Origin of the sequence: Nocardioides sp. CPCC 206348 (genome assembly GCF_048654705.1) — a bacterium.
Lineage (GTDB): Bacteria > Actinomycetota > Actinomycetes > Propionibacteriales > Nocardioidaceae > Nocardioides.
On the sequence record NZ_JBMCZA010000107.1, the window covers coordinates 73,153 to 90,393 of the forward strand.

Below are 17,241 nucleotides of genomic sequence, written 5' to 3' on the forward strand. Positions count from 1 at the left end.
CAGGTGCCACCAAGCGGGTCCGCGAGACCGAGCGCCGTCGCCGCTCCCGGCTGCACTGGCTGTTCGCCGACGCCGAGACCCAGGCCGGTATCCGTGACACCGCGTGGGCCGGCTACCAGGCCGTCGCGGAGTACGTCGACCACTACGCCCCGGTCCGGGCCAAGGGCGACGAGGCCGCAGCCCGCGCCACGCGCGTGCTCACCAGCGACGACCCCGACCGGATCAAGCGCCGCGCCTGGACCGCGCTCGCACCGGCCTGAGCGCCGACCACGCAGTTCCTCCGGTGGCGGGCTGAGACCCCGAGTCCGGCCCGCCACCGGCCCAACCGCAGGAGGAGGAGCCATGACCGACACCACCACCGCCGCCGACACCACGTCGCAGGCCGCGCCCGTCGAGTGGCACGCTGTCGACGCCGACGACCGCTGGCCGGGCCGCTGGACCGAGCACACCGCCAGCGTCCACGCCCACGGTCGCACGTACCTGATCCGGATCACCCCCGGCGACCACGCGACCTACCTCGCGCCCGGCTTCTACGCCGACATCGACGGCGGGTACGGCCAGCACTGGGCCATCAACACCCCCACGCTCGACGAGGCCAAGCGCCGCGCCGTCGAGGACGTGCTGCGATGAACCAGCCGACCGCCACCCCCGCCGACACCAAGGCCAGCGCCGCCAAGGACCAGCGCACCCTCAGCGAGGTCGCCTGCGACCTGATCGTGGTCGAGCACCGACTGCGCGACCTCTGCCGCTGGACCCCCGAGCCCGCCCGCGCCCACCTGGACGCGGCCCTGTCCAGGGTCGCCACGGCGCTGGACGCCCTGCACGCCGAGTACGCCCACCGCACCACCCCGACCCACCAGGAGCAGTCATGAGCGCGCACATCGAATGGCTGGCCGCCGCCGAGACCAGCGTCCAGATCTTCACCCCCGGCGAGGACTGGGTGGGTGCTGGCCAGCACCGCCGCCCGGTCCTGACCCTCGCCCAGGACGACGTGATCGCGATCCAAGGAACGCCCGCCGAGTTGCGAGCGCTCGCCGCGCGGATCACCGCCGTAGCCACCGCCGCATCCGCGCGGCTCGACCTCGCTGCCGAGGCCGGGTGAGCGTGGCCCGTCGACACGCAGGCCGCCCGCAGCGCTGTGTCCGCTGCGGGCGGCCCTTGCGTCGGATCAACTTCCTATCCGGGGTCATCGGCACGGGCCGACCTCCGCTGGTTCGGATCGAGTGTGAGCACTACGCCTGCCTGGACTCGATGTGCTGGTCGACCAGCGACGGCCGCCACTTGATCGCCACCGACTGCGCCCAGCACGCACCGGCTAGTGCCGGAGTCCAGGCGGCGCTGTGGTGACGACGCGTTGCCGGTCACCACAGCGTCAGTTGCTCGCCCAGCAGCTCTTGGAGCCGCGCGAGGTCGTCGGCCACTAGCTGCGGGTCCTCACGCGCGAGGTCGCGCAGTTCCCGTGCCCGCCGACGCGGCCCGCGCGGGTCAGCAAGTGGGCTGTAGGGCAGCCGCCGCTGGACCGCCCACTCATGCCGGTTCTGCGCCGCGCTCGACACCACCACGTGATCGGGTGCGATGCGCTGGCACAGCGGGTTGTGACACCGGTGCCCCAGCAGCCGCGCCTGCGCGAGCGCGTCCACGCCGTTCATCACCGCGAACGCGAACCGGTGCGCGATGATCACCCGCCCCGGCGCGTACCAGAACCGGCCATGCCCGCCGCCGTCCGTGCCCTCACGCTCGGACCGGCCCGCCACCGCGCCGGTCCACCACAGGCACTCACTTCCCGGCACCGTCGCCACCTTGGCCCGATAGCGGACGAGCGCCCTCGGGTCCGCGATCGCCGCCGCGACTGCCGCGAGGCCGGCGTCATCCAACCGCCGTACCGGCACCCGCTCCCCCACTCTCGGCGGTCGCCGTCGTTGTGATCGTCGCGGTCGCGCCGTCGTCCTGGTCGTCGTCGGCCAGCCGACGTAGCCGCGTCGCCTCCCGTACGCCGATCTGGTCGCCACACCACTCGACGGCTTCGCGCAGTGTCACGCCCTCGACCGTCGTCATCTCGCGCAGCGCGTTCCCGGCCCGCTGCTCTGCTGCCGCCACCGCAGCGTCCCGCTCACCGATCGCAGTCATCACCTGCACCGCCAGGTCTTCCAGCCGCTTGGCCCGTTCCAAGAGTGCAGCGCGTCGCTTCGACGTCACGGTCCGCGCGTCACGTCGGGCCTTCTGGCGCATCGTCTGCTGGCTCATCTGCTCATCCCTCACTTGTGTCGATAGGACTCTGACAGTCACCTACGTCAAGTCCCGGTCCCCGAGCGATCACTACCGCCGAGAAACCTTCCAGCCCCCCAGAGTTCTCACCGTCCAACGCCCTCAGACCGACACCCCTCAGCCACCCCCGAGCACCCCGATGTCCCCCCAAACGCTCACCCGCCTTCCAACCTCCACACACCTAGTGCATTCCCGGTTAGCCGAATAGAAAGAACAGACGAAGTTTCCCGGCGAAATTGATCGTTCCGAGGCCCCGATCGGACGTAGGTGCCCGTGACGATGAGCCTCCACAAGCTGACGGCCGGGTCGGGGTACGACTACCTGACCCGCCAGGTCGCAGCGATGGACGCCACCGACAAGGGTCACGTCGGGCTCGCGAGCTACTACACCGAGAAGGGCGAGACCCCCGGTGTGTGGGTCGGATCCGGCATGGAGGCCATCGAGGGCCTGGACGCCGGCGACGTCGTCACCGCCGACCACATGCAGAACCTGTTCGGCGCCGGGCACCACCCGCTGGCCACCGCGCGCACCAAGGAGCTGGATCTGCGGGTCGGGCGCGCCGGCGTCGGGAGCCCGACCGAGGCCGACTACAAGGCTGCCGCTCGTCTCGGCACCCCGTACAAGGTCTACGAGAACGACGTCAGCGCCTTCCGGGTCGAGGTCGCTAAGCGCCTTACGGCCGTCAACGAGGCCGCCGGACTGCCGGGCGACTGGCCGGTCCCAGCTCAGGAGCGGGCGCGGATCCGCACCGAGGTCGGGCGTGACTTCTTCCGGGCCGAGCACGGCCGCGAGCCTGCCGACGCGCGCGAGCTCTCCGCAACGATCGCCAAGCACTCCCGGCCTAAGACCAACGCCGTGGCCGGATACGACCTCACGTTCTCGCCGGTGAAGAGCGTCTCCACGCTGTGGGCACTGGCCGACCCCAAGACCGCCGCGGTCATCGAACGGGCCCACCAGGCGGCGATCAAGGACGCGCTGGACTTCATCGAGACCAAGGCGCTGTTCACCCGACAGGGCACCAACGGGATCCGCCAGGTCGACGTCCGCGGCCTGCTGGCCACGGCGTTCACCCACCGCGACTCCCGCGCCGGCGACCCGGATCTGCACACCCACGTCGCGGTCGCGAACAAGGTCCAGACCCGCGACGGGAAGTGGCTGGCGATCGACGGCCGGCTGCTCTACAAGGCCAAGGTCTCTGCCTCGGAGACCTTCAACACCGCGCTCGAGCGGCACCTGGGCGACGCACTGGGGGTGCGGTTCGCGGAACGGCCGAATCCCGACGCCCGGAAGCGGCCGGTGCGCGAGATCGTCGGCGTCGACCCCGACCTCAACCACCGCTTCTCCAAGCGCCGCGTCAGCGTCGAGGCCCGCCGCAAGGAGCTGGCCGCCGAGTTCCAGGCGACCCACGGCCGCCCGCCGACACCGATCGAGACGCTGCAGCTGGCCCAGCGGGCCACGCTGGAGACCCGCGAGGCCAAGCACGAGCCCCGCTCGCTGGCCGAGCAGCGGGAGGCCTGGAACCGCGAGGCGGTCGAGGTCCTCGGCTCACCGCGAGGCCTCCAGCAGATGCTCCACGGCGCAATCAACCCGACCGCCGCCGGGACCGTCCCGGTCGCCGACGCGGCGTGGTTCGCCAAGACCAGCGACCGGATCGTGACGACGATGGAAGGCGGTCGCGCCACCTGGCAGTACTGGCACGTCTACGCCGAGGCCCAGCGCCAGGTGCGGGCCGCCAACGTGCCCACCGACCAGGTCAGCACCGTCGTCGGCCTGCTGGTCAGCGAGGTCCTCGACGGCCGCTCGGTCAGCATCACTCGCCCCTTCGACGAGATCTCCGAGCCGCCCGAGCTGCGCAAGCTGGACGGCGCCTCGGTCTACACCGTCGGGGGCGTCCACCTGTTCACCTCGAGCAAGGTCCTGGCCGCCGAACAGCGCCTCGTGGAGGCCGCCGGCCGCCGCGACGGCTACGCGGTCGACGAGCAGAACGTCGCCCTGGCGCTTCTGGAGTCCGAAGCCAACGGGGTCACCCTCAACGCCGGCCAGGCCACCTTGGTCAGGGAGATGGCCACCTCCGGCGCCCGGCTGCAGCTGGCCATCGCGCCCGCCGGCTCGGGCAAGACCACCGCGATGCGGGCGCTCGCCCAGGCCTGGACCGACGGCGGTGGCAGCGTGATCGGCCTCGCCCCCTCCGCCGCGGCCGCGGACGCGCTGAGGGTCTCTATGGGCTCCCAGATCGACACCCAGACTGACACCCTCGCCAAACTCACCCACTCCCTGATCACCGGCGATGCCCCCGACTGGGTCGCCGGCATCGGCCCCCAGACGCTCGTGGTGATCGACGAGGCCGGCATGGCCGACACGCTCTCCCTCGACATCGCCGTGCAGCACGTCCTCGAGCGCGGCGGCAGTGTCCGCCTGGTCGGCGACGACCAGCAGCTCGCCGCGATCGGCGCCGGCGGCGTGCTGCGCGACATCCGCGCCACCCACGGCGCGCTGCAGCTGACCGAACTCGTGCGGTTCACCGACCCGGCCGAAGGCGCCGCCTCGCTGGCGCTGCGCGAGGGCAAGGGCGAGGCCCTGGGCTTCTACCTCGACCGCGACCGGGTGCACGTGGGCGACCTGGCCACGATGACCGAGGACGTGTTCGCGGCCTGGCAGGCCGACCGTGCAGCGGGGCTGGACGCGATCATGCTCGCCCCGACCCGAGAGCTGGTCAGCGAGCTCAACCAGCAAGCCCGCGCCCACCGACTCGAGGGGGCCGACCCCGCGAGCGTCGGCCCGACCCGGCGCCTGGCCGACGGCAACGAGACCAGCATTGGCGAGCTGATCATCACCCGCACCAACGACCGCAAGCTGCGCACCTCGGCCACCGACTGGGTCAAGAACGGCGACCGATGGACCGTCCTGGACCTCCACGAGGGCGGCGACCTGACCGTGCAGCACACCCAGCACGGCCGCACCGTCCGCCTCCCCCGTGAGTACGTCGAGGCCTCCACCGAGCTCGGCTATGCCTGCACCGTGCACACCGCCCAGGGCGTCACCGCCGACACCATGCACGGCCTGGCCACCGGCAACGAGTCGCGCCAGCAGCTCTACACGATGCTCACCCGCGGCAAGAGCGGCAACCACGTCTACCTCGAGGTCGTCGGGGACGGCGACCCGCACTCGGTGATCCACCCGACCCTGGTCCGTCCGCTCACCCCCACCGACATCCTCGAGTCGATGCTGGCCCGCGACGACGCACAGCGGTCCGCGACCAGCCTCATCCGCGAGCAGGCCGACCCCGCCACCCGGCTCGGTGAGGCAGCCCAGCGCTACCTCGACAGCCTCTACGTCGCCGCCGAGAACCTCCTTCGAACGAGCGTCGGTCCCGATGTCGTCGAGGCCCTGGACAGCACCGTCGACCAGCTGCTCCCCGGCCTGTCCGATGAGGCTGCCTGGCCCACGCTGCGCGCCCATCTGCTGCTGCTTGGCGCCGCGGGTGAGAACCCCGTGGAGGCGCTGCGGACGGCCGCGAGCGACCGAGAACTGGTCTCGGCCGAGGACCGCGCCGCGGTGCTCGACTGGCGGCTGGACGCCTCCGGCATGCGGAACGCCGGCACCGGCCCACTGCCCTGGATGCCCGGCGTCCCGGAGCGACTGGCCGACGACCCGCACTGGGGTGCCTACCTCGACCAGCGCGCTCACCTGGTCGACCAGCTCGCCGACGAGGTCCGCGGCCGGGCCGGGGCACAGACGTCGCTGCCGTCCTGGGCGCAGAACGGGATCCGACCCGACACCGACACTGTGGCCGACGTCGAGGTCTGGCGAGCGGCCATGCAGGTCCCCGTCGACGACCGTCGCCCGACCGGCGCGCCGCAGCTGCAGAAGGCCTCCTCCACCTACCAGCGACGGCTCAACCGTCGCATCACCGGCGACCACACCCCGGCGCTCAAGGAATGGCGCCAGCTGCTCTACTCTCTGGCCCCGCAGGTGCGCGGCGACGAGTTCACCCCGCTCCTGGCCGAACGGCTCGCGGCCATGTCGCGCGCCGGCGTTGAGGCCCACCAGCTGCTCCGCACCGCCGCGGCGGGTGACACTGGGGCCGGACCTCTTCCTGACGAGCACGCCGCGGCGGCGCTGTGGTGGCGCATGGCACGCCACCTCTCGCCCGCCGTGGCCGCCCAGGTCGGGGACGGCTCTCACGGCGAGGGGGTCACCACCAGCTGGGCAGCGCAGTTGCCCGAACTGCTCGGCGAGGAGCGGGCCGCCCGCATCCAGGCGAGCGCCTGGTGGCCTGCGCTGGTCTCCAACGTCGACCACGGACTGCAGCGCGGCTGGCGGCTCGAAGCCCTGCTGTCGGCCGGGTCCGCCGCCCTGCCCTCCGACGACGTCGACGAGTGCCAGGCGCTGGTGTGGCGAACCTCGATCGCGCTCGAACCGATCCCCGACGAGCACGAGCACGACTACCACTTCGACGAGCCGCCGGTGGACTTGTGGGACGGCGTCGAGCCCGACCCGCCCACGTTGGTCGACAATCCCGACGACATCGAATGGCCGCTCCCGCACGACCTCGAGGCCGACGGCGACCCCATGGTCGACCACCCCGAGCCGGATCAGGTCATCGACGCTGCCGACCATGTCAGCGACATCGACGTCTCGGCCGAACCCGTCCTCGACGAGGAGCAGGACATCGAATGGCAGCTGCTCCTCTCTGAGCTGAGCCGCGACAACGCCACTCCGCTGGAACCCACCGACGTATACCTTCGCCGCGTCTACGAGTGGGAGCAGGAGGCCGCGGCCAGCCCGGTCACCCGCGCGCGCATGCTCGAGATCAACGAGATCACGCAGGCGTTCTTCGAGTCCCGGTTCACCGACTCGTGGGGTCGCGACTACCTCACCGACCGGTTCGGGATCGACCTCGCCGGGCACGAGCACTTCCGTCCAGGACAGGCGCCGGCCGGGTGGACCAACCTGGTCGACCACCTACGCCACCGTGGCGTCAGCGACGCCGAGATGTGGGCCACCGGGGTCGCCACCACCGCCAGCACCGGCCGACTGATCGACCGGTTCCGGGACCGAGTGATGTTCCCGGTGGTCCACAACGGTGAGGTGCTCGGGTTCGTCGGCCGACGCCGACCTGACCTGACCGACGCCGACAAGGGCGGCCCGAAGTACCTGAACACCGCCGACACCCCGCTGTTCCACAAGGGCGCTCAGCTGTACGGCGTCGTCGACGAGCTCCTCGCCGAGGGCGCCGTCCCGGTCATCGTCGAGGGCCCCATGGACGCGATCGCGGTCACGCTGGCCAGCGCCGGCCGCTACCTCGGCGTGGCCCCGCTCGGCACCTCACTGACCGACGAGCAGGCCTCCCAGCTCGCCACGATCGGCCGCGACCCGATCGTGGCCACCGACGCCGACCTCGCCGGCCAGGTCGCGGCCGAACGCGACTTCTGGATGCTCACCCCGCACGGTCTCGACCCCGGCTACGCCCGCTTCCCCGAGGGCCTGGACCCGGCCGACCTGCTCGCCCACCGCGGCCCCGCGGCCCTCACTGCGGCGCTGGCCAGCGGCCAGACGCTGGGCGACCAACTGCTCTCCGAGCGGCTCGACAACTTCGCGCCCGAGCAGGCCCGCGTGGCCGCGATGCGGGTCCTTGCGGCCCGGCCGAGCCGCGCCTGGGCGCCGGGCACCAACCACGTGAGTGCCCGACTGCAGCTCTCCCAACTGCAGTCGCGGCGGGACCTGCGCGACGCCGTCAAGGCGTGGGACGCCGACCCCCGCAAGGCCGCCCAGGCCGAGCTGAACAGCAGCAGCGAGGTCCGCGCCCGCATCGAGGCCGCGTCCGCCAAGTCGCCGGCGGAACGCTGGGCGCCGCTGGCCCGCGAGCTCGACCCGCGACTGGTGGAGCAGGGCGACTGGCCGGCCACCGCGGCGATGCTGCAGCAGGCCCACGAGCAAGGCCATGACGTCAGCGCCGCCACCCGCGCCCTGGTCGCCGAAGCACCCCTAGGTGACAGCCCGGCCCGCGAACTGCGCTACCGGCTCGTTCGGCAGGTTGGACTCGGCGAACACGACGCCGAAGCCACCGACCGTGACGCCCCGGGGCTCCGGCGCGACGCGGGTACTGGACAAGAGCTTGGCTCTTCGAACCCAGTGCGCCGCAGTCTCCGCCGGTAGGCCCCGAGCACAGGCGTGAGATCCACAACAAAGAGCTGTCAGACATGCGAGGCAGCCGCGTGCAGACCTGCGACATAGCCCAGAGTGACGCTGCAATGCCGGGCGTAGATGTGCGATGGCCTCGGTACAGCGTCGCTACCGCCGCGGACATCGTCAGGGCCTTGACGGACTCCAGAGGATGGAGAGGTGAAGGGCTCCATTCCGGTTCCGTCGAAGATGCGCCGACGTCCGAAGGATGAGCGGTGGGACCTGCCCGTGCCCGCGTTCGCGGAGGGACGGCATGGCGTGGATTTCCAGGCCGCGGACTACAAGCACTTCCGAGCTCTGATTGCTGCTGGCCGTTGCGCGATGTGCGGCGAGGCCGTCGAGCGCGGAATCTGGTGGGCGGTCGGCGAGCCCCTCTCGCTGAAGGAGGGGCGGTTCATCGCGGAGGCAATGGGCCATCGGGAGTGCGTGGAGTACGCCGTGGAGGTCTGCCCGTGGCTGCGGGTAGCGGTCTACCGCCGGATGAGCGACAGACGCGACGACACTCGTGAGGTGCCCGACCCGGATAAGCCAGCCGTGTGGGGTCTGGTGCAGGCCCGGAACCCCCAGCTCTACGAAACCGGGATCGAGGTGTTCTTGTCTGATGTGCGCCTCCGGAAGCTCTATGGCTACGTCGGCGGACGCCTGCAGGTCGTGACACGCGAGGTGGCGAACGAGCTTCTCCGGGCGGTCGACGAGGAAGCATTGTAGGCCCACCGGCGCTAGTCGGTTAGTCGTTCTTGGCCTCTATGCCCGGGTGAGGTCGTACGGTCGAGCGGTGAGCTTGGTGGTTGCCGGTATCGAGGACGGGCACGTGACGATGGTCGCGGACTCGAAGGTGACGTACACCCGCGGCGGAGTCGCCGAGGGACGCAGCCGGAACCTGTACCTGAGCGCTCTGCCGAAGATGGTCATCCTGCGTCCGGACCTCGTGGTCGGCGTGACTGGTGACGACCCGGACCGGGTCGTCGAGCGCCTCGTCACAGTCCGCGAACGACTGGTCGACGAAGTGCTTGAGCACCTCCTCGGCGAAGCGGATGCGGAGTTCGTCGTCGCTGCGATATCCCCGGCGCGGCTGTGGAACGTCGGCGGTGGACACATCGACGGGCCACGGGAGGCCGGCCGGGTTTGGGCCGGCGACCTGGCTGCGTTCGAGGTCTTCCAGACCCGCATGGGCGACCGCGGGCCGGATGCGCTTGGGCTGTCGTTTCGGATGATGTCTTCAATGCAGTTCCTGACCTCCTTCGGAGTCGTCCCGAGCGTCGGCGGTATCACGATGAGAGTGGAAGGGACGCAGGAAGGTTTCTTCTTCATCGGGGACTACATGAAGGTCGGTCCAAACCGGATGGAGGTCACGTCGGTCGAGGTGACTGACGGGGACATGACGATGATGATGTCGGTCCCAGAGGGCGGAGACCCTGCCGGATACGACTTCAACATCATTCCGGGCACGGACCCGACTCGGGGAGCGGTCGCGCTGTTCATCCCGCAGACCGGCAAGGGACTGGTGTTCAGCCAGGACCGTCCGTGGGAAGCCGTGCCGATGCCGGCCCGAACGGCTGAGGAGCTCGCTGCGGCCGCGGCCGAGGTAGGTGTCCAACTTGACGTGCCGCCGTCCCCGTTCGGGGGCCGACCGTGAAGCGGATGCGTCTTCGGTACGCGGGCTCGCCACACGACCCCCCCTCTGGTGGTACAGAGTCACCCGTGCGGTTCTCAGAGTGCGATTCTCGCCTCGGGCTGCGCTGATAGGTGTGACTACGTGGAACCGGCCGCGGGTTAGACAGCTGATAGCCCATTTTCGCGTGGAGGTGGGTGGGAACTCCGGGCTAGCGCACTCATCAGCGGCCATGTGTACTCAGAGAAGGTGCATCATTCCGCGAGGGGGGCTATGAGCTTCTGGTGCTGGGGTCACACACTCGGCTCTGCACTACTTGGGTCGGGTTAGTTCGCTGGCGATCTGCGATACGCGTTCAGGCGTGTGCAGGTGCCCGACGCCGGGCAGTTCCACGAGCTCGGCGGAGGCGAGGCGATCTGCGAGGTGGCGAGCCTGCACGATGGGAACGAGCGTGTCGGCGGTCCCGTGCCAGATCTTCACCGGTAGTTTCACTTCGTCGACGTCGAAGTCGAGCGGGTCAGGCTGGTTGGTCTCCTCAAATCGCCATTGCGTCGGGCCCTGTCGTGCGGCCTCGATGATGGTTCTCGCGAGCTCGTGAGGGTACGAGGCCATGAGGGTCCGGTCAGCCGGAGTGCGCAGGACGAGCTTGAACGGTGTCAACACCGCCGCTGGGTTCTTGTTGCCGCGCCTGACAGCCGAGTTCGTGACCCTGGTCCATAGGGCCGGCGCACGACGGGCAAACGCGAAGTCCATCCTCGCCAGGCGAGGGAAGGCGCGGGCATAACCGGGCATGTCGGGGGTAGTACCGGTGCTCAACATGCCGACCGCCGTCAGCCGCTCGGGTATCAGCGCGGCACATGCGAGGGCGTAGCGTCCGCCCCGCGAGTATCCGAGCACGGCAAAGCGATCAAGGCCCAACGAATCAGCCAGGGCACTCACATCCGCGGGCCAGTCGGCATGCCCGCGACCCGGCTTGGGGTCAGAGAGTCCGTAGCCTGGGCGGTCGACCCCGATGAGGCGCACTCCAGCTTCAAGGAGCGCCTCGTCGTGTTGCGCGAAGGCGAAGTCGAGCCGCGAGCCAGGATTGCTGTGAAAGTGCAGTAGGGGCGCGCCCGCCGCATCGCCTACCTCGGCGTATCCGAGGGCCGCCCGTCCGGCAGGTCGACAGTCTGGTCAAGCCGCAAGTTCACACGCCGAGGCTATCCAGACCTGAACTAAACGAATAGCGCCCTGTCGAGCCATCCGGGATTGCCGCGATCCTCACAGTCTTTTCGCCGCGACAGGGCAAGTCACAATGCCGGGGCCGGGGTCGCTACGTCGTCACGGCGGAGCGAGCCGAACCACCTCCGAACCACCTCGATGTCCTCCGAAGACAGGTCGACATCTGCTGCTTCGGCACGGCTGAGGACGTTGTTTACGAATGCCTCGGCGATCTCTTCGGCCCGCGGCGACGGTTGGCGGTATAGCGGACAGCCGCCGTATGCGGCGCCGCGAACGACGACGCCGACGGCTTGGCGGCTAACACGCACTCCCTTCTCCGCGAGGCGGTCTCGGGACCAGCGCGTTGCCTCCGTCAGATTGAATTCGTATGAGGCCACAAATGCGGCGAGCGAATCATGCACGTGGTGCCAGCTCTGGTCCGGCAGCGAAGGCAACTTCAGCGCCTGGGTCACGCGGTCCACCGGTTCAGGCAACGTCGGTCGCTGCTGGAGTTCCTCATCGGGCGCCACCGCGGTGTGTCGGGTGCTGTCCCAGATGAAGTGCTGTGACATCCGCACCCCGGCCAGGTTGAGTGCCTGGAGCGCTCTGGCGAAGCCGCCGTATCCAAACCACTGGCTATCGGCAGCAACCGCCCCCAGCTCACGCCGCAGTTCGTGAGCCAGCGAAGCAAGGTTCATAGGCTCAGATGCTTCCGCGTAGCGGATTTGCACAATCTCCGCGAACCTTGCCCTGCCCTCCGCTTCGGTTAGCGAGCCGTCCGTGCCTACGTCTTGCGGCGCCTGCCCATCGAGCCCGAGATGCTCGTCAGCTCCGACACCTCGCACATCTGCTAGTTCGGCCGACGGGTACTCGAGCATCTCGAGAAGTTCCTCGCCGCCGATCAATCGGTCGGCAACGGCCGCAAGCACCACAGCGGAGTCCGACGGCGAGAGAAGCGTGATCCTTCTGTCCGAGGCCCGGAGGCGAACGATGAGCGGAGTCATATCGGAGTCGCCAGAAGCGATTACGAACTCCTCGTAGTGCACGTCCGCACGAAGGGCCTCCACAGCGTCGATCACTAGGCGGATGTCGGCGCCATTCTTTGTGTGCGACAGGCGAGGGCAGTCGACGACCTCGAAGCCCGCGTCAGTGAAGAACGGGCGAAACCGCGAGAAGTAGAGCCTCGTGCCCTCGATGTTCGGGTGCGGTACCCAGCCGGCAGGATTCATGTAACAGCGGAGCACCAGCCAGCGGCGCGACGATTCGTCCTGTGATCCGGCCGCCAAGCCGTCGAGCCATATCTGCGGCTCCTCGACAAAGCGCAATGCCAGCTTCGGGTCGAGCTTGAGCAATCCGCTGAACACGTTGTCGAAGTCGAGGTACAGAACGCTGCGTGATGGACACATGTGGAAAACCTAGCCGTGAACATCACGGGTGACTCGACGTTGCGTCCTTCCGCCGCGAGGCCGCGGGACAGCGAGTAGGTCTAGCGTCAGGCGTAGTGCCTCACCGCGTGTGGCGAACCATGGGGAGGGTCGGCCTGTTTCGCCAGGTGACTTGCCATGACCGACGTCAAGTTGCACCGAGCACTCTCCAATATCGTTTCACTGTGGACGCATACACCCCCGACTGACCTTGCACGATCGGTCATGCCTGGTTGTGCCGCGGATGCGACGGAAGACGAACGTTCCGAGAGCGAAAGGGTGAAACATATGGCGACGATTTACACCACGAACGAATGGAACGGCTACGGCAAGCAAAACTACTACTGGAACGAGTACAGGCTCGAAGGAAGCGTCGTTTCCAAGTACAAATGCCACAGGCAGAAGTTCTTTGACGGCAAAGAAAACAGTTGGTCGGAAGACGAGCAGTTGGAAGCCTCCTGGGAGGTCGATGACCCCAACATGCCGGAGTGGTTGAAGCAGCACATTTGAGGAGTCATGCTGCTGACCGGCCGGCGGCCGCGAGCAGCCTCATCCGCCGCGGTGAGTGCGTCATTCCGCCAGCGGACCATGACGCCAGCCCGACCGAGTCGCCGAAGAGCCGTCCGCATCTACCGAAGGACGTCGTTCCTGGCATCTGCCGGTGGTCAGCGTCTGGCCCGCGGCCCAGCATCTGAGTTAGTCCGGCCGCACTGCCGTTGGACATTTGAGAAACGAGGCGGGACGATCCCGCCATGGCAAAGACCACTATCGTTCAGGTCAGCGACGATCTCGACGGCTCCGCAAATGCAAGCGAAGTTCGCTTCGCATTCGAGGGAACCGAATACGCGATCGACCTCAGCAACAAGAACCGAAAAGCCCTGGAGAAGGCTCTGCGTCCGTACGTCGAGGCTGGCACCAAGGTGAGTGGCCGGCGTTCAGTTGCGACCCGCCCTGCGCGACCCAAGAACTCCGGGAACTCCGCGGTAGATCTGGCCGCTGTCCGCGCGTGGGCAAAGGAGAACGGACACCAGGTGTCAGACCGTGGTCGACTCCCCAAGGCTGTGCTCGACGCCTATAGCGCTTCTCTGTAACGAGCTCAATCGCGCCCGCCGACAGCGCTCCCGGGTGGCGGGACCTTGCTGCCACAGGGTAGGGACGGAGCCGATCGATCGCTGGGGAGTATCTGCTGCCCACGCACGCCGAACCTCGAATCGCCCCTTACGGAGCCGCATTCGGCAAGGTGGGCGCTGGCCGACGGCTTGCGAAACCGCCCCTGCTGAGGTTCAGATGTCGACAGCCGGCTGCCAATGGAGGGTCTGAGGGTTCGTGCGGCCGCCTTGGCTTCCCGAAGGCGCGTCTCTCCAGCCGCGTACCGTCCCCGACGATGCGGGTCGCAGCGCCGCCGATGCTCTTGTGTGAGTCAGACACGTGGACCCTTCTGTGTCCGGGTCCGCGGCTCGGCGCCTGGGTCGAACTTGTCGTCGCGAATCTCACCGGTGTCGAGGTCGACCAGACCAAAGCGCGGCTGCCCGGGCGGCTCCTGCTGGTCGCGCGTGCGTCGGCTGGCGGGCAGCGCGTCGACGTCGAGCGCGAAGGCGTCCTCACGGCGCTGGGCGTTGGTCTCGGCGATGTGCTCGTTGTGGCGCGGCCTGCCCGGCCACCGCTTGTGCTCGTCGTCGCAGTGAGCGCGCAGCCGGTTGCGCATCCGGTCGGCGAACGCGGGCAGGCAGTAGCGGTGCCACTCCTCGAGCGCGTCGCTCGTCTTGGCCAGGCTGGCACGCCGACGCTGGTCGGCCAGGACCGCGATCTCGTGAACCAGGTGCGGGTGCAGTGGCCAGCAGTTCGGGATGAGGCCGGCGACGTCCCACGCGTAATCGTGGTTGAGCCAGATCACGACCTCCTCGAGCCACTGCCACAGTTCTTGCCGCAGCGCGGGGTCCAGGCAGGTGGCCGGTTCCCAGGGGCGGGGCAGCAGGGTGTGGTTGCCCAGAGCCTTCTGCTCATCCTCGGTGCCGTTGACGGCGATGTGGAGCTCGCGGTAGGCCAGGCGAACCTGATCCCCGGGGACTGGGAACGGGTAGACCATCGGCGCCGCGTTTGACCGGCGGGTCTGCGGGTCGATGGTCACAGCTCGCTCCCGACGTCGTCGAGGAACCCGAGTCGGCGGGCCTCGACCAGGGCGGCGGTGGCTCGTGCCTCAGGGGTGATGACCATGCGCCGGTCGTTGGTCAGCCGAGCACGCAGGGCGCGCTGATCGGCCAGCAGTCGTTCGCCGGCCCTGCCCTCCACACATCGGGTCAGCTTGGCGATGATCGGCTTGCCGTTCTCGGCGATCACCAGGGCCTGCCGCTCGGGGAGCTGGCGGACCTCCTCTGGCCTCATGATGGGGATGTCGTCACCGGAGAAGCTGCGGCCGCCTCCGTTGAACCCGCCGCTGGAGTGAGAGACGCGGCCGATGCGGACCGTACCGAGCAGGTCGGAGATCTCCTGGTTGAACGAGACATCCTTCGAACCACCGAACATGACCAGGGCGTTGGTGAGTCCGAGCAGGGCGCGGGCCTCGTGTTCGCCGAAGATGCTCGTCAGCTGCGGTCGTGTCTGGGCCGCCCAGATGAAGGAGAGCCCCAGTGCTCGCTCGTTGGCCATCCTGGTGCGCAGCGTCGGAAGTGGCGCGGTGGAGGGCAGCTCATCGAGCACCGAGAGCAGCGGCGGGCAAAGGCGGCCGCCCCATGGGGAGTTGTTGGCCAGCAGAAGGCCCGTGTCTAGCACGTGCTCGGCCACCGCGGTCATCAGCGGGCTGGCCGAGGCGTAGGGGTCTTCGCGGCCCAGCAGGTAGATCGTGCCGCGTCGGCGGATGACGTCGGCCAGATCGGTGGCCGGGTGTCCGGGGCTGGGGATGCACCGGCGCCGGATGTCAGCCTGGAAGAACAGCGACACGGCCTGCTGGACGGTCGTCACGGTGTTGCCGGCGGTGCGGTCGTCGCCGTTGAGCGCCCCGTGCAGGAGGCCGTGCCAGAACGCCTCGGCGTGCGGGTGTCGGCGCAGGACCTCCATCGGCTGGGTGGCGGCGCCAGGGTTGGCCACCCACTGCAAGACGTCCTCGAGGGTCTTCCCCGTCAGCGCCGCGGCATGGAAGTAGCCCTGCAGGACCTTCGCGGATTCGGCGGCGTAGAACCTGGCCGCCTCGTCTCCGGTGCCGCCGTTGATCGCACCCTTGACGGTGCCGGCGGTGAAGGCCTTGGCGCGCCGTTCGGCGACCTTCGGATCCACGCAGCCGGCGATCGGGTCCCAGATCAACTCGTCGACGACGCCCTCGGCCAGGCCGAACGGGTCGAGTACGACACAGGGTCGGTCCTCGCGGGACCGCTCGGTCAGGCTGAGCAGGAGGTCCTCCACCTTCGTCAGCGTCACCAGCGCGGCCCCGGGCGCACTTAGAAGTGCCGGCGTGAGCAGGTCGAGGGTCTTGCCGGAGCCCTGGGGGCCGATGACGCCGGCGGTGCGGTCCCACGGCACCCACAGGTCACCGCCGCGGGGCTCGTGGGCGCTGCCGATGCGCCAGCCGACGTCCCAGGGGTCGACCCTCAGCTTCATCGCTCCTCCTTCGTCAGCCGGCGGTCGAGCAGCCAGGGGCTGAGCCCCTGGCCGAGCGCGGGCCCGGGGCGGTCGGTGGCGTCGCCGGCGGTGCGGTGCACCGGCTCGGCGGCCGCGTGCTTGCCGTAGAGGTCGGGTCGGACGATGCCGGCGACCTTGCGGAGCCGGGTGACGCCCAGGAGCTTCTCGGCTTCGGCGGAGGTGGCCATGCCGCGCATCCGTCCGGGACCCCAGCGCTGGTAGGCGTAGACGCCGACCCAGATGGTGGCCGTCAGCAGGGCGATCTCGGTGAGGGCGAGGCCGGTCCACACCAGGCCGCGGCCGGCGAGGCCGTCGGGGGTCGGGCTGGGCAGGCCTGCATCCGCGTGGCCGGTGAGGACACCGGGCAGGCTGGTCCAGAAGGCGGTTCCGATCGGGGAGGGGAAGGTGCCGGCATTGGCGTCGGGCCAGGTCCAGCCGGCGCCAGCGAGGAGGTTGGCGACCGAACGGCCGAGCTGAATGCCGATGATGATCACGAACAGGGTGGCCAGCATCACCGCTGTCGGGATCTCCCAGGTCCAGGGGTAGGGGTCTCGTCGTCGCTCACGCTGCACGGGCTGTCCGCCTCCTTCTGTGTGTCTGGCTGGTCTCCTATGTCCCGGGGAGGGTCGGGTGCGATCACGCGGCCTGTGTCGGACGGGAGGCGTTCTCGGCGAGCCACGTCGACGGGTCGACGTTGTCGGAGCCGTAGATGGAGCCGTTCTTAAGGTGGACCTCGAAGTGCAGGTGGCAGCCGGACACGTTGCCCTCCTTGCCGACCTGGCCGATCGCTTCGCCGGCGGCGACGGTCTGGCCGCGGCTGACGGTGACGGTCTGCATGTGGGCGTACCAGGTGGTCAGTGACCCAGCGCCGGTGGTGACCTTGACTAGCTGCGGGCCGGCCCAGCCCTGGGTGGTGTCGATCTCGATGGTGCCGGCGTGGGC

The 17,241-nt window shown here is 69.2% G+C and carries 17 protein-coding genes; 9 read left to right on the forward strand and 8 right to left on the reverse strand.

Annotation, left to right across the window (positions count from 1 at the left end):
• The 4 genes from ACOADB_RS05795 to ACOADB_RS05810 form a co-directional block, all read left to right on the forward strand.
• Positions 1 to 260 (forward strand): DUF932 domain-containing protein (locus tag ACOADB_RS05795; protein WP_378596992.1); only part of this gene is annotated, 260 nt, incomplete at its 5' end.
• Between the two features lie 82 nt (positions 261 to 342).
• Positions 343 to 630 carry a hypothetical protein gene (locus tag ACOADB_RS05800; RefSeq protein WP_378596993.1) on the forward strand — a complete coding sequence of 96 codons (288 nt, stop codon included), beginning with the start codon at positions 343 to 345 and terminating at the stop codon, positions 628 to 630.
• Positions 627 to 872 carry a hypothetical protein gene (locus ACOADB_RS05805; protein ID WP_378596994.1) on the forward strand — a complete coding sequence of 82 codons (246 nt, stop codon included), beginning with the start codon at positions 627 to 629 and terminating at the stop codon, positions 870 to 872. The genes ACOADB_RS05800 and ACOADB_RS05805 overlap by 4 nt, the downstream gene beginning before the upstream one ends.
• On the forward strand, positions 869 to 1,102 hold the full coding sequence (locus ACOADB_RS05810; RefSeq protein ID WP_378596995.1) for a hypothetical protein: 234 nt from the start codon (positions 869 to 871) through the stop codon (positions 1,100 to 1,102). The genes ACOADB_RS05805 and ACOADB_RS05810 overlap by 4 nt, the downstream gene beginning before the upstream one ends.
• 259 nt (positions 1,103 to 1,361) lie before the next feature.
• Here ACOADB_RS05810 and ACOADB_RS05815 read toward each other — a convergent pair whose 3' ends face one another.
• Together ACOADB_RS05815 and ACOADB_RS05820 are read right to left on the reverse strand one after the other, a co-directional pair.
• Positions 1,362 to 1,874, reverse strand: a complete 513-nt coding sequence (locus ACOADB_RS05815; RefSeq protein ID WP_378596996.1) for a hypothetical protein — start codon at positions 1,872 to 1,874, stop codon at positions 1,362 to 1,364.
• Complete coding sequence (locus ACOADB_RS05820; protein ID WP_378596997.1) at positions 1,867 to 2,244, reverse strand: hypothetical protein; 378 nt, start codon at positions 2,242 to 2,244, stop codon at positions 1,867 to 1,869. The genes ACOADB_RS05815 and ACOADB_RS05820 overlap by 8 nt, the downstream gene beginning before the upstream one ends.
• A gap of 300 nt (positions 2,245 to 2,544) precedes the next feature.
• Between ACOADB_RS05820 and mobF the strand changes: the two genes are divergently transcribed.
• From mobF to ACOADB_RS05835, 3 genes are all read left to right on the forward strand, one after another.
• Positions 2,545 to 8,424, forward strand: coding sequence for a MobF family relaxase (gene mobF / locus ACOADB_RS05825; RefSeq protein WP_378596998.1), 5,880 nt, complete (start codon positions 2,545 to 2,547; stop codon positions 8,422 to 8,424).
• A 186-nt stretch (positions 8,425 to 8,610) separates the two neighbouring features.
• Positions 8,611 to 9,159 carry a hypothetical protein gene (locus ACOADB_RS05830; RefSeq protein ID WP_378596999.1) on the forward strand — a complete coding sequence of 183 codons (549 nt, stop codon included), beginning with the start codon at positions 8,611 to 8,613 and terminating at the stop codon, positions 9,157 to 9,159.
• A 67-nt stretch (positions 9,160 to 9,226) separates the two neighbouring features.
• Complete coding sequence (locus tag ACOADB_RS05835; RefSeq protein WP_378597000.1) at positions 9,227 to 10,087, forward strand: hypothetical protein; 861 nt, start codon at positions 9,227 to 9,229, stop codon at positions 10,085 to 10,087.
• Between the two features lie 288 nt (positions 10,088 to 10,375).
• Here ACOADB_RS05835 and ACOADB_RS05840 read toward each other — a convergent pair whose 3' ends face one another.
• Together ACOADB_RS05840 and ACOADB_RS05845 are read right to left on the reverse strand one after the other, a co-directional pair.
• Positions 10,376 to 11,164 carry an alpha/beta fold hydrolase gene (locus tag ACOADB_RS05840; RefSeq protein ID WP_378597057.1) on the reverse strand — a complete coding sequence of 263 codons (789 nt, stop codon included), beginning with the start codon at positions 11,162 to 11,164 and terminating at the stop codon, positions 10,376 to 10,378.
• A gap of 188 nt (positions 11,165 to 11,352) precedes the next feature.
• Complete coding sequence (locus tag ACOADB_RS05845) at positions 11,353 to 12,669, reverse strand: NYN domain-containing protein (RefSeq protein WP_378597001.1); 1,317 nt, start codon at positions 12,667 to 12,669, stop codon at positions 11,353 to 11,355.
• A gap of 156 nt (positions 12,670 to 12,825) precedes the next feature.
• Between ACOADB_RS05845 and ACOADB_RS05850 the strand changes: the two genes are divergently transcribed.
• Positions 12,826 to 13,197, forward strand: a complete 372-nt coding sequence (locus tag ACOADB_RS05850) for a hypothetical protein (RefSeq protein ID WP_378597002.1) — start codon at positions 12,826 to 12,828, stop codon at positions 13,195 to 13,197.
• 242 nt (positions 13,198 to 13,439) lie between these two features.
• A complete protein-coding gene (locus ACOADB_RS05855; RefSeq protein ID WP_378597003.1) occupies positions 13,440 to 13,778 on the forward strand; it encodes a histone-like nucleoid-structuring protein Lsr2 in 339 nt (112 codons plus the stop codon).
• 329 nt (positions 13,779 to 14,107) lie between these two features.
• Here ACOADB_RS05855 and ACOADB_RS05860 read toward each other — a convergent pair whose 3' ends face one another.
• The 4 genes from ACOADB_RS05860 to ACOADB_RS05875 all read right to left on the reverse strand — a co-directional run.
• Positions 14,108 to 14,815, reverse strand: coding sequence for a hypothetical protein (locus ACOADB_RS05860; RefSeq protein ID WP_378597004.1), 708 nt, complete (start codon positions 14,813 to 14,815; stop codon positions 14,108 to 14,110).
• Entirely contained in the window at positions 14,812 to 16,278 is a 1,467-nt protein-coding gene (locus ACOADB_RS05865; protein ID WP_378597006.1) for a type IV secretory system conjugative DNA transfer family protein, read from the reverse strand. Before ACOADB_RS05865 ends, ACOADB_RS05860 begins: the two co-directional genes overlap by 4 nt.
• On the reverse strand, positions 16,275 to 16,871 hold the full coding sequence (locus ACOADB_RS05870; protein ID WP_378597007.1) for a hypothetical protein: 597 nt from the start codon (positions 16,869 to 16,871) through the stop codon (positions 16,275 to 16,277). The genes ACOADB_RS05865 and ACOADB_RS05870 overlap by 4 nt, the downstream gene beginning before the upstream one ends.
• Positions 16,872 to 16,935: 64 nt before the next feature.
• On the reverse strand, positions 16,936 to 17,241 hold a 306-nt coding region (locus ACOADB_RS05875; RefSeq protein WP_378597008.1), incomplete at its 5' end, for a peptidoglycan DD-metalloendopeptidase family protein.